Genomic DNA, 11,832 nt, shown 5'->3' with positions numbered 1-11,832 from the left:
ATTATTCGTCTTCTTCCTCGATGAGGTCGCCGCTGAGCTCATCGGCGCGGTCCTGCGCCGAGGCCAGGTCGATGGTGCCTTCGTAGATCGAGCGGCCGCAGATCACGCCCTCGATGCCCTCGTCCTGCACCGCGCACAGCGCTTCCACGTCGGCCAGGTTGTGCAGGCCGCCGGAGGCGATCACCGGGATCTTGACCGCCTGCGCCAGCTTGACGGTGGCCTCGATGTTGACGCCGCCCATCATGCCGTCGCGGCCGATGTCGGTGTAGATGATCGATTCCACGCCATAGGCTTCGAATTTCTTGGCCAGGTCGATGACCTCGTGGCCGGACATCTTGCTCCAGCCGTCGGTGGCGACCTTGCCGTCCTTGGCGTCCAGGCCAACGATGATGTGGCCCGGGAAGGCGCCGCAGGCGTCGTGCAGGAAGCCCGGCTCCTTCACGGCGGCGGTGCCGATGATGACGTAGGTGATGCCGGCGTCCAGGTAGCGCTCGATGGTGTCGAGGTCGCGGATGCCGCCGCCCAGCTGCACCGGAATCTCGTCCAGGTCATGCTCTTCCGCGTATGCCTGCACGGTGCGCAGGATGGCCTTGATGGCGGCCTCGTTCTTCGGCTTGCCGGCAAAGGCGCCGTTCAGGTCCACCAGGTGCAGGCGGCGCGCGCCTTGCTTCAGCCAATGCAGGGCCATCTCGGCCGGATCTTCGGAGAATACGGTGGCGAGTTCCATATCGCCCTGTTTCAGGCGAACGCAGTGACCGTCTTTGAGGTCGATGGCAGGAATGAGCAGCATGATGGTTTAAATAAAGTGTGAAAGTGAAATCAAGGGTTCCAGTGAACAAAGTTTTTGTACAGCTGCAGTCCGGCCGCGGCGCTTTTCTCCGGGTGGAACTGGGTCGCAAAAATATTATCACGGGCCACGGCGCAACTGAACGGCGCACCGTAGACCGTTTGGCCTACCGTGTGCGCCGCCTGCTCCGGCTGCGCAAAATAGCTGTGCACGAAGTAGAACCAGGCGTTGTCCGGAATATCCTGCCACATCGGATGAGACGTCGTTTGCATCACTTGGTTCCATCCCATTTGCGGAACCTTGAAGCGCGAGCCGTCCTCCTGCGTCTGACCATCCAGCTGGAAGCGCACCACCTTGCCGGGTAACAGGCCCAGGCCGGCGGCATTGCCTTCCTCACTCATATCAAACAGCATTTGCTCGCCGATGCACACTCCCATAAGAGGTTTGTTCCTGGCCGCCGTCAGCAGGGCATCCTGCACGCCGGACTCGCGCAGGCTGCGCATGCAGTCCGGCATGGCGCCCTGGCCGGGCAGCACGATGCGGTCGGCCGATGCGATGTCCGCCACCGCGCCCGAGATCAGCACATGGGCTTCCGGCGCCACGGCGCGCAGCGCCTGCGCGACCGAGCGCAGATTACCCATGCCGTAATCAACTACTACGATTTTTTTCATGGTGTTTTTACAGGGTGCCTTTGGTCGACGGGATGGTGCCGGCGGCGCGCGGATCGAGCTCGGACGCCATGCGCAGCGCGCGGCCGAAGGCCTTGAAAACCGTCTCGCACTGGTGGTGGGCGTTGGTGCCGCGCAGGTTATCGATGTGCAGCGTCACCAGCGCGTGGTTGACGAAGCCGCGGAAGAATTCCAGCGTCAGGTCGACGTCGAAGGTGCCGATCATCGCGCGCGTGAACGGGATGTGGTACTCGATGCCCGGCCGGCCGGAGAAGTCCAGCACCACGCGCGACAGCGCCTCGTCCAGCGGCACGTACGAGTGGCCGTAACGGACGATGCCCTTGCGGTCGCCGATGGCCTTGGCCACCGCCATGCCGAGCGTGATGCCGACATCTTCCACCGTGTGGTGGTTGTCGATATGGATGTCGCCGGTGGCTTCGACTTCGAGGTCGAACAGGCCGTGGCGGGCGATCTGGTCCAGCATATGGTCAAGGAAAGGCACGCCGGTGTTCAGCTTTTGCTTGCCGGTGCCGTCCAGGTTGATGGAGACGCGGACTTGCGTCTCGTTGGTGTTGCGGATGATTTCTGCGGTGCGGTTCATGAAAGGCTCGCGATGGTCTCAGGCTGCCAGCGATGCGGCGAAAGCATCGAGGAAGGCGGAATTTTCTTCCGGGGTGCTGACGGTGATGCGTAAGCAATTGGCCAGCACACCATGCATTCTACTCACATTTTTAATTAAAACCTTGTGAGACAGGAGTTTCGCGTGGGCATCATCGGAATCGGGCACCCGGATCAAGATAAAATTCGCCGCCGACGGGAACACCTCCACGCCCGGCATACGGGCCAATGCAGCCGTCAGATCGGCGCGTGCGGCGCGCAACGCCGCCGCCTGCTGGTTCAAGACCTCCACGTGATCCAGCGCGAATTCGGCCGCCACCTGCGTCAGCACGTTGATGTTGTAAGGAGGCCGCACTTTGTCGAATTCCGCCAGCAATTGCGGCGCCGCCGACAGGTAGCCGAGGCGGATGCCGGCCAGGCCGAGCTTCGACACGGTGCGCATCACCACCAGGTTGGCAAATTCCGGCAGGCGGTGCATGAAGGTCTGCTGCGCGAACGGCTCGTAGGCCTCGTCCACCACGGCCAGGCCGAAACCGTCGAGCGCCCGGATGATGGCGACGATGTCCTCTGCGGCGAACAGGTTGCCGGTCGGGTTGTTCGGGTAGGACAGGAACACCAGCGACGGCTTGTGCTGTGCGATCGCCGCCAGCATGGCCGGCAGGTCCAGCGTCATGTCGGCCTTGAGCGGCACGCCGACATAGTCCATGCCGGCGAATTGCGCCGAGCGCTGGTACATGACGAAGGAGGGCGTGGGCGCCACCACGGTGGCGCGGCGGTCCTGCATGGCGCAGGCCATGCACAAAATCGAGATCAGCTCATCCGAGCCATTGCCGAGGATGACGTCATGGCCGGCCGGCACGCCCAGTTTGTCGACGATGCGCCGCTTGATGCTGGCGTACGACGCCACCGGGTAGCGGTTGAGCGCGACGTCGGCCAGCCGCTGCGCGAGGTCCTCGCGCAGATGATGCGGCAGGTGGTAAGGGTTCTCCATCGCATCCAGTTTAATGAAACCACTCGCGTCGGCGACGTGATAGCTTGCCACGGCTCTCACATCGGGACGGATGGTGCTGTTGACCAGCGTGTCGATGGGGGACATCTTACTTGGGCTCCTATGAGTTGACTAAGGTTCGTGATTTCTTGACGGGGACTTCCGGCGCCGCCAGCCGTTCGTTGATGATGGCGCAGTATTCGGGATTCAGTTCGAAGCCGACGTAATTCCTGCCGCAGCGCTTGGCCGCCACGGCCGTGGTGCCGCTGCCCATGAACAGGTCCAGCACCACGCCGTCCGGCGGGCACGAGGCCTTGACCATGCGCTCGATGATTTCCAGCGGCTTTTGCGTTGGATGGTCGGCGCGCTCCGGGTGCTCGCGGTGCAGGCGCGACACGCTCCACAAATCCTTGGGGTTGTAGCCGACTTCCAGCCACTTGGCGCCGATGAAGATGGAGCGCGAGCGCGCCTTCTTGGTTTCGGCGTCGTACGGAATGCGCACCGCATCCAGGTCGAAGTAATAATCCTTGCGGCGCACGAAGAAGCCGATGGTGTCGTGCACCGACGAAAAGCTGCGCACGCTGCCGCCCATCGACGGCACCCGGCGGTCCCAGATAATTTCATTCATCATCGTCATGCGCTTTTTCAGCATGACGAAAATCTCCGGCGAAAAGCGCCAGGTCAGGAAGATGTACAAGCTGCCGTTGGGCTTGAGCTTGGGCAGGGCGGCGTCTATCCACTGCTCGGTCCAGCGCAGGTATTCGTCCACCGTTTGCTGGTCGGAGCCGTTGCCGTAGTCCTTGCCCAGGTTGTAGGGCGGATCGGTCAGTATCAGATCGATGGAACCCTCCGGGATGCGCGCCAGGCCGGCCAGCGCATCCTCACAGAAGACCTGATTGATCCAGCTGGCGGTCATTTCAGGCGCAGCTCCGCGCTGCGGGCGTGCGCCTGCAGACCTTCGCCGTACGCCAGTTCGGCCGCGACCTTGCCCAGCGTTTGCGCGCCGGCTTCGCTGACCATGATGACCGACGAGCGTTTCTGGAAATCGTACACGCCCAGCGGCGACGAGAAGCGCGCGGTGCGCGAGGTCGGCAGCACGTGGTTCGGGCCGCAGCAGTAGTCGCCCAGCGACTCGGACGAGAAACGGCCGAGGAACATGGCGCCGGCGTGGCGGATCTTGTCGGCCCATTGCTGCGGCTCGGCGGCGGAGATTTCCAGGTGCTCGGCGGCGATGCTGTTGGCGATGGCGCAGGCCTCGTCCATGTCGCGCACCTTGACCAGCGCGCCGCGGTCGCCCAGCGAGGTCTTGATGACTTCCTGGCGCGGCATGGTCGGCAACAGCCTGGCGATGCTGGCTTCGACCTTGGCGAGGTAGTCCGCGTCCGGGCACAGCAGGATGGCTTGCGCCAGCTCGTCGTGCTCCGCCTGCGAGAACAGGTCCATGGCGACCCAGTCAGGATCGGTGCTGCCATCGGCCACGATCAGGATTTCCGACGGGCCGGCGATCATGTCGATGCCGACCACGCCGAACACGCGGCGCTTGGCCGACGCCACGTAGGCATTGCCCGGGCCGACGATCTTGTCGACCGGTTGTATGGTTTCAGTGCCGTAGGCCAGCGCGCCCACCGCCTGCGCGCCGCCGATGGTGATCACGCGGGTAACGCCGGCAATCGCGGCAGCGGCCAGCACCATCTGGTTCTTCACGCCGTCCGGCGTTGGCACCACCATGATGATTTCCTGGACGCCGGCGACGTGCGCGGGAATCGCGTTCATCAGCACCGACGACGGGTAGGCCGCCTTGCCGCCCGGGACGTAGATGCCCACCCGGTCCAGCGGCGTCACGCGCTGGCCCAGCACCGTGCCATCCGGCTCGGTGTAGGTGAAGCCATTCAGTTCCTGCTTCTGGCGTTCGTGGAACACGCGGATGCGCTGGGCGGCGACTTCCAGCGCGGCGCGTTGCGCGGCCGGGATCGCGGCCAGTGCGGCTTGCAGTTCCTCCTGCGAGACGTCCAGCGCGGCCATGCCGGTGGCGCCGCCGTTCGGCAGGCGGTCGAGCTTGTTGGTGTATTCGAGGACGGCGGCGTCGCCGCGCGCCTTGACGTCGGCGAGGATCTTGCCGACGGCCGATTCGATGGCGTCGTCGGTGCTGGCTTCAAACGCCAGCAGGGTGTCCAGGCGCTGTTTGAAATCGGCCTGGCTGGAATCGAGCTTGGTAATCATGGCGGTCATTTTTTGGATGCGCGTTCAAATGCTTCAATGATAGGCTGCAGGCGTTCGCGTTTCATCTTCAATGCGGCCTGGTTGACGATCAGGCGCGACGAAATATCCATGATGGCCTCGACCTCTTTCAGGTCGTTGGCGCGCAGCGTGTTGCCGGTGCTGACCACGTCGACGATGGCGTCCGACAGGCCGACCAGCGGCGCCAGCTCCATCGAGCCATACAGCTTGATCAGGTCGACGTGCACGCCCTTCTTGGCGAAGTGCGCGCGCGCGGTTTCCACGAACTTGGTGGCCACGCGCAGGCGCGCGCCCTGGCGCACAGCCGTTTCGTAGTCGAAGCCGTTGCGCACCGCGACCGACATGCGGCATTCGGCGATGTGCAGGTCGATCGGCTGGTACAGGCCTTCGCCGCCGTGCTCCAGCAGCACATCCTTGCCGGCCACGCCGAAGTCCGCCGCACCATGCTGCACGTAGGTCGGCACGTCGGTGGCGCGCACGATCAGCACGCGCACGTTGGGATCGTTGGTCGGCAGGATCAGCTTGCGCGAGGTCTCGGGGTTTTCGGTGACGGTGATGCCAGCCGCTTCCAGCAGCGGCAGGGTGTCCTCGAAAATGCGGCCCTTCGACAGCGCCAGTATCAGCTGCTGGGAGTCGGCTTGGAATGCACTCATAAAAATATATCCTAAGTTAGCCCCGTCACCCCGGCCAAAGCCGGGGCCCATAGAACACATGCGCCAACACAGCTCATGCGTTCTATGGGTTCCAGCTTTCGCTGGAACGACGTTACTTGATACGCTTGATGTTGGCGCCTACGGCGGAGAGTTTGACTTCCATCTGATCGTAGCCGCGGTCCAGGTGATAGATGCGGTCGATCAGCGTTTCACCGCGCGCCGCCAGGCCGGCGATCACCAGCGAAGCGGAGGCACGCAGGTCGGTCGCCATCACCGGCGCGCCGACCAGCTGTTCCACGCCCTTGATAAAGGCGGTGTTGCCATCGGTTTCAATCTGCGCGCCCAGGCGGTTCATCTCCTGCACGTGCATGAAGCGGTTTTCAAAAATGGTTTCCGTCACGCGGCTGGCGCCGTCGGCGATGGTGTTCACCGCCATGAACTGCGCCTGCATGTCGGTCGGGAAGCCCGGGTATTCGGTGGTGCGGAAAGTCACCGGCGCCGGACGCTTGTCCATCTGCGCGCGGATCCAATTGTCGCCGATGGTCAGCTGCAGGCCGATCTCGCGCAGCTTGTCCAGCGCCGCGTCCATGATGTCCACACGGGTGTTGCGGATGGTGATGTCGCCGCCGGTGGCCGCCACCGCGCACAGGAAGGTCGCGGCTTCGATGCGGTCCGAAATCACGGCATGCTTCGCGCCATGCAGTTCGCTGACGCCCTGGATCACCAGGCGGTTGGTGCCGATGCCCTCGATCTTCGCGCCCATGGCCACCAGCAGGTTGGCCAGGTCGGTCACTTCCGGTTCGCAGGCGGCGTTTTCGAGGATGGTTTCGCCCTCGGCCAGCGTGGCGGCCATCAGCAGGTTCTCGGTGCCGGTCACGGTGATCATGTCGGTGACGATGCGCGCGCCTTTCAGCTTGGCGCACTTGGCGTAGATGTAGCCGCCTTCGACGGTGATGTCGGCGCCCAGCGCCTGCAGACCCTTGATGTGCTGGTCCACCGGACGCGAACCGATGGCGCAGCCGCCCGGCAGCGATACCTTGGCTTCGCCGAAGCGCGCCAGCAGCGGACCCAGAACCAGGATCGAGGCGCGCATGGTTTTCACCAGGTCGTACGGCGCTTCCAGCTTGGTGATGGCGCTGCCGTTCAGCGTGACCTTGTCGTTGTCCTGCGTGACTTTGAGGCCGGTTTCGCCCAACAGCTTGAGGATGGTCGAGACGTCGTGCAGGTGCGGCACGTTGGACAGCTCGACGTCGCCCGACGTCAGCAGGCCGGCGCACAGGATAGGCAGCGCCGCGTTCTTGGCGCCGGAAATGGTGATGTCGCCTTGCAGGCGGTTACCGCCTTGAATCAGAAGCTTGTCCATGCTTATCCTTGGTATTCTTCAGGGGTGAGGGTTTTCATCGACAGCGCGTGGATCTCTTCGCGCATGCGGTCGCCCAGCGCCGCGTACACCAGCTGGTGGCGCTGGATCGGGCGCTTGCCGGCGAACGCCGGCGACACGATGATGGCCTGGAAGTGCTGGCCGTCGCCCTCCACTTCCAGGTGGGTGCATTCGAGACCGGCCGAGATGTAGCCGTGGATCAGTTCAGGAGTAGTGACCATGATATTTTCCTAATTAGTGGCGCAGGCGATAACCGCTGCGCAGCAAACGAATCGCCAGCAACGACAGCACCGCGAGGAAGCCGGCCACAATGCCCAGGCTTGCCAGCGGGTTGACGTCGGACTGGCCGAAGAAGCCATAACGGAAGCCGTCGATCATGTAGAAGAACGGATTCAGATGCGATACCGCCTGCCATACCGGCGGCAGCGAGTGGATCGAGTAGAACACGCCGGCCAAAAAGGTCAGCGGCACGATCAGGAAGTTCTGGAACGCGGCCAGCTGGTCGAACTTCTCGGCCCAGACGCCGGCGATCAACCCCATGGTGCCGAGGATGGCGGCGCCCAGCAGCGCAAACACGATGATCCACAGCGGCGCCGCGAACGACAGGTGGGCGAACCACGCGGTCACCAGGAACACGCCCAGGCCAACCACGATGCCGCGCACCATGGCGGCGATCACGTAGGCCGAGAAAATCTCCCAGTGCGACAGCGGCGTCAGCAGCACGAACACCAGGTTGCCGGTGATCTTGGACTGGATCAGCGACGACGACGAGTTGGCAAACGCGTTCTGCAGCACGCTCATCATCACCAGGCCGGGAATCAGGAACGAGGTGTAGCTGACGCCGTCGTAGACATTGACGCGGCCCTCCAGCACGTGGCCGAAGATCAGCAGGTACAGCATCGCCGTCAGGATGGGCGCGGCGATGGTCTGGGTGGCGACTTTCCAGAAGCGCAGGGTCTCCTTGTAGACCAGGGTGCGGAAGCCGGCGGAGAGGAAGTTCATACGGTACCTTTTTCCATGATCTGGATGAAGATGTCTTCCAGATCCGCTTGTTGCAGTTGCATTTCGTCGACGATGGCGCCCGACTCGCGCAGGCGGCGCAGGATCTGTTCGACTTCGGGGTATTCATTGATGCGCAGGCTGTACTTCTTGCCGTGCTCGGAGGTTTCCGGGTGCGTGATCAGCGCGCGCAGCTCGTCCGGCAGGTCGCCGTGCGTGAGGTTGACGATCAGCTGCGAGCCGGAGATGCGCCGCACCAGCGAGGCCATCGTGTCCAGCGTCACCACCTGGCCCAGCTTGAGCATGGCCACGCGCTTGCACATGGCCTGCGCCTCTTCCAGGTAGTGGGTGGTCAGCACCACGGTGTGGCCTTCGCGGTTGAGGCGGGTGATGAACTGCCACAGCGTCTGGCGCAGCTCGACGTCGACGCCGGCGGTCGGCTCGTCCAGCACGATCACCGGCGGCTTGTGCACCAGCGCCTGCGCCACCAGCACGCGCCGCTTCATGCCGCCGGACAGCGCGCGCATATTGGTGTCAGCCTTGTTGGTCAGGTTGAGGTTGTGCATCACCTCGTCGATCCAGGCGTCGTTATTCTTCAGGCCGAAGTAGCCCGATTGCAGGCGCAGCGTTTCGCGCACGGTGAAGAACGGGTCGAACACCAGTTCCTGCGGCACCACGCCCAGCTTCTTGCGCGCTGCGCGGAAATCGCTGACCACGTCGTGGCCGTGGATCTTGACCGCGCCGGCGTCCGGGCGGATCAGGCCGGCGATGATGGAGATCAGGGTGGTCTTGCCGGCGCCGTTCGGACCGAGCAGGCCGAAGAACTCGCCCTCTTCGATGCTGAGGGACACGCCGCCCAGTGCCTGGAGCGACTTGTAGCGCTTCTCGACATTGCTAATTTGGATTGCTGTCATGCTTGACTTATCGTTAAGGTTGCGGCGGCCGGGCCGGCACGCGCGTCAGTGCTGCGGGGGCCACGGCGCTGCGGCTGTGGCAACGTTCAATTATATTGGAATTTCAATCGGTCCGAGCCGGACCGGGGATTTACGCAGTTCTCACTGCGAAGCGGCGGGGTGGGGCGGAGGTCAATGGTGATGGTGCGAAGCGCTGTCGGCTTCCACCGCGGTCTTCGGGGCGAACACCGTGTCGGGCGCCTTCGCGGGCGCAAATTCATCGTGCGCCGGATTGCGCGGCGCGCCGGCGGCGTCCTGCTCCAGCTTGACGTCGGTCGGGAACACCAGCGAGCACACGCCGTACAGCTTGGTCAGGCTCTGCAGCGCCGGCGGCAGGTTTTTCAGTTGCAGCGTGACGCCGGCATCGTGGGCGGCGCGTTGCCACGCCAGCATCACCGACACCGCCACCGAATCCACCGTCAACACATGGCGCAGGTCGAACACGGTCTGGCCGGCCTTGAGGGCGGCATAGCCGCGCTCCAGCGCCGCCGAGGCGTTGAGCACGGTCAGGGACGTGAGCGACTGCAGGTTGTCGATGGGATCGGTAACGGCGTTCATGGCGTCAGTTTACTTCTTTGGGGCGGCGGTGTTAAGGGGCTTGCTGGCCAGTTTCTTGTTTTTCTCGGTCAGCGCCTTGATCAGGCCATCAATGCCGCCTTTCGAGATTTCCGAAGCGAACGTGCCCTTGTAGGTCTCGACCAGCCACGCGCCCAGCACGTTGATGTCGTAGATCTTCCAGCCTTGCGGGCCCTTGGCCACGCGGTAGTTCAGCGGAATCGGCTCGCCGCCGGACTGGATCACCTGGGAGCGCACTTCAACGTCGGTGTCGCCCGGATCGGCGCGCAGCGGCTTGAACTCCACCGTCTGGTCCTTCACCTGGGACAGCGCGCCCGAGTAGGTGAACACCAGCAGCTGGCGGAACTGCTCGGTCAGCGCCTTTTGCTGGTCCGGGGTGGCCTCGCGCCAGAAGCGGCCGGCCGCCAGCGAGGTCATGCGCTGGAAGTCGACGTACGGCAGGATCTTGGTTTCCACCAGGTCGATGACTTTTTTGGTGTCGCCGGCCTGGATGGCCTTGTCGCTCTTGGCGGTGTTGAGCACGTCCGAGCTGATGCGCTTGACCAGCGCGTCGGGCGCCTCGTCGGCGGCGTGGGCGGCGTTGAACGCCAGTGCAACAGTGGCCAAAGCGATAAATTGTTTGATAAATTTCATTGTCTAAGCCTTATCAGTGGTTCTTCGGGTCACTGGCTGTCAGGTTGTGCAGCCGGTGTGCCGGAGTTTAACGCTTTTGCGGCCGGTTCGGATGACACCGGCGCAGAAGTGTCGGCAGTATCATCTTTTTCGACTTTACGTGGCGCACCGTCGCCGTCCGGGTGAATCTGGCTCTCGCGGCGCTGCAGGAAGCCGTCGCGCAGGAACTCGTAGCGGTCCAGGGCGGCGTCTTCCAGCAGGCTCGACGCGTCCAGCAGGCGGGCGCGGGTGTCGACCACGCGCAGCACGGTGCCGCTGTTGCGGACCCAGGTCGGATCCTTGTAGCGCCAGATGTCGCCGGCGATGTCGGCCGGCAGCGCCACGGTGTCACGCACGGTGGACGGGCCCAGCAGCGGCAGCACCAGGTACGGGCCGGAGCTTACGCCCCAGGTGCCCAGCGTCTGGCCGAAGTCTTCCTTGTGCTTCGGCAGGCCGGCTTCCGAGGCGATGTCGAACAGGCCGAGAATACCCAGCGTCGAGTTCAGCGTGAAGCGGGTGACGTCCGACATGCCGTCGGCCGGCTTGCCTTGCAGGAACTGGTTGATCGCGGTCCAGGCGTCGCTGAGGTTGCCGAAGAAGTTGCCCACGCCGGTCTGCACGAAGCTCGGGGTCACGGCCTTGTAGCCCTTGGCCACCGGTTTCAACGCGTATTCATCGACCTTGTCGTTGAAATTGAACATGGCGCGGTTGTAGCCCTCGTACGGGTCGCGCGGATTGGGGCCGGCGCACCCGGCCAGCAGTGCGGTGACGCCCAGCGCCAGCGCGGCCTGGCGGAATTGTTTTACGGTACGGCTCATTATTTGTCGTCCTTTCCTTCGGCGGCTTTGCTGTAGATGAACTGGTTGATCAGGTCTTCCAGCACGGTAGCCGATTGGGTGCGCGCGATCTTGTCGCCGGCCACCAGATTGTTGGTATCGCCGCCGGCTTCAATGCCGACGTATTGTTCGCCCAGCAGGCCGGCCGTCAGAATCTTGGCCGAGCTGTCCTTGGGAAATTTATAAGCTTCTTCCATATTCAAGGTTACCAGTGCCTGGTAGCTCTTGTCATCAAACTTGATCTCTCCCACACGGCCGACCACCACGCCGGCCGCCTTGACCGCCGCTTGCGGGCGCAGGCTGCCAATGTTGTCGAACTTGGCGGTGATGGCGTAGGTCTTGCCCCAGGACAGAGAACTGGTGTTGCCCGCCTTGAGCGCCAGGAACATCAGTGCGGCCACGCCGATGACGATGAACAGACCGACCCAGATATCCAGAGATTTACGTTGCATAGTTATTATTCCTCAAATCCTATCTCAATTCC

Annotated in this window: 15 protein-coding genes; all 15 read right to left on the bottom strand. The window is 63.5% G+C overall.

Annotated elements, in window-relative coordinates; all coding sequences use genetic code 11:
- Position 1 precedes the first annotated feature (1 nt).
- Positions 2 to 790 (bottom strand): 1-(5-phosphoribosyl)-5-[(5-phosphoribosylamino)methylideneamino]imidazole-4-carboxamide isomerase, encoded by a 789-nt coding sequence (hisA, locus tag FHW58_RS19420; protein ID WP_179674822.1) that lies wholly within the window; start codon positions 788 to 790, stop codon positions 2 to 4.
- 29 nt (positions 791 to 819) lie between these two features.
- Positions 820 to 1,458 carry an imidazole glycerol phosphate synthase subunit HisH gene (gene hisH / locus FHW58_RS19415; protein ID WP_179674821.1) on the bottom strand — a complete coding sequence of 213 codons (639 nt, stop codon included), beginning with the start codon at positions 1,456 to 1,458 and terminating at the stop codon, positions 820 to 822.
- A 7-nt stretch (positions 1,459 to 1,465) separates the two neighbouring features.
- Positions 1,466 to 2,056 carry an imidazoleglycerol-phosphate dehydratase HisB gene (gene hisB, locus FHW58_RS19410; RefSeq protein WP_092280997.1) on the bottom strand — a complete coding sequence of 197 codons (591 nt, stop codon included), beginning with the start codon at positions 2,054 to 2,056 and terminating at the stop codon, positions 1,466 to 1,468.
- 18 nt (positions 2,057 to 2,074) lie between these two features.
- The gene (gene hisC, locus FHW58_RS19405; RefSeq protein ID WP_179674820.1) at positions 2,075 to 3,169 is read right to left on the bottom strand and encodes a histidinol-phosphate transaminase; all 1,095 of its coding nucleotides are present in this window, start codon (positions 3,167 to 3,169) and stop codon (positions 2,075 to 2,077) included.
- A 13-nt stretch (positions 3,170 to 3,182) separates the two neighbouring features.
- Positions 3,183 to 3,977: a site-specific DNA-methyltransferase gene (locus tag FHW58_RS19400; protein ID WP_179674819.1), complete on the bottom strand. Its 795-nt coding sequence runs from the start codon at positions 3,975 to 3,977 to the stop codon at positions 3,183 to 3,185.
- Positions 3,974 to 5,290 carry a histidinol dehydrogenase gene (gene hisD, locus FHW58_RS19395; RefSeq protein WP_179674818.1) on the bottom strand — a complete coding sequence of 439 codons (1,317 nt, stop codon included), beginning with the start codon at positions 5,288 to 5,290 and terminating at the stop codon, positions 3,974 to 3,976. The genes FHW58_RS19400 and hisD overlap by 4 nt, the downstream gene beginning before the upstream one ends.
- Positions 5,287 to 5,952 (bottom strand): ATP phosphoribosyltransferase, encoded by a 666-nt coding sequence (gene hisG / locus FHW58_RS19390; RefSeq protein ID WP_090190679.1) that lies wholly within the window; start codon positions 5,950 to 5,952, stop codon positions 5,287 to 5,289. Before hisG ends, hisD begins: the two co-directional genes overlap by 4 nt.
- A 112-nt stretch (positions 5,953 to 6,064) precedes the next feature.
- On the bottom strand, positions 6,065 to 7,315 hold the full coding sequence (gene murA, locus FHW58_RS19385; RefSeq protein ID WP_179674817.1) for a UDP-N-acetylglucosamine 1-carboxyvinyltransferase: 1,251 nt from the start codon (positions 7,313 to 7,315) through the stop codon (positions 6,065 to 6,067).
- A 2-nt stretch (positions 7,316 to 7,317) separates the two neighbouring features.
- Positions 7,318 to 7,554, bottom strand: a complete 237-nt coding sequence (locus FHW58_RS19380; protein ID WP_179674816.1) for a BolA family protein — start codon at positions 7,552 to 7,554, stop codon at positions 7,318 to 7,320.
- Positions 7,555 to 7,567: 13 nt separating this feature from the next.
- Positions 7,568 to 8,335 carry an ABC transporter permease gene (locus FHW58_RS19375; protein ID WP_179674815.1) on the bottom strand — a complete coding sequence of 256 codons (768 nt, stop codon included), beginning with the start codon at positions 8,333 to 8,335 and terminating at the stop codon, positions 7,568 to 7,570.
- On the bottom strand, positions 8,332 to 9,246 hold the full coding sequence (locus tag FHW58_RS19370; RefSeq protein WP_179674814.1) for an ABC transporter ATP-binding protein: 915 nt from the start codon (positions 9,244 to 9,246) through the stop codon (positions 8,332 to 8,334). The genes FHW58_RS19375 and FHW58_RS19370 overlap by 4 nt, the downstream gene beginning before the upstream one ends.
- Positions 9,247 to 9,417: 171 nt before the next feature.
- On the bottom strand, positions 9,418 to 9,843 hold the full coding sequence (locus FHW58_RS19365) for a lipid asymmetry maintenance protein MlaB (RefSeq protein WP_179674813.1): 426 nt from the start codon (positions 9,841 to 9,843) through the stop codon (positions 9,418 to 9,420).
- 9 nt (positions 9,844 to 9,852) lie between these two features.
- The gene (locus FHW58_RS19360; RefSeq protein WP_179674812.1) at positions 9,853 to 10,494 is read right to left on the bottom strand and encodes a phospholipid-binding protein MlaC; all 642 of its coding nucleotides are present in this window, start codon (positions 10,492 to 10,494) and stop codon (positions 9,853 to 9,855) included.
- Between the two features lie 29 nt (positions 10,495 to 10,523).
- Positions 10,524 to 11,330, bottom strand: a complete 807-nt coding sequence (locus tag FHW58_RS19355; RefSeq protein ID WP_179674811.1) for a VacJ family lipoprotein — start codon at positions 11,328 to 11,330, stop codon at positions 10,524 to 10,526.
- On the bottom strand, positions 11,330 to 11,800 hold the full coding sequence (gene mlaD, locus FHW58_RS19350; RefSeq protein WP_179674810.1) for an outer membrane lipid asymmetry maintenance protein MlaD: 471 nt from the start codon (positions 11,798 to 11,800) through the stop codon (positions 11,330 to 11,332). The genes FHW58_RS19355 and mlaD overlap by 1 nt, the downstream gene beginning before the upstream one ends.
- Between the last annotated feature and the right edge of the window lie 32 nt (positions 11,801 to 11,832).

The sequence above is a fragment of the Duganella sp. 1224 genome, assembly GCF_013408245.1.
Lineage (GTDB): Bacteria > Pseudomonadota > Gammaproteobacteria > Burkholderiales > Burkholderiaceae_D > Rugamonas.
Note: the sequence above shows the minus strand (reverse complement) of the source record. Positions and strands in the feature narration are given on the sequence as shown.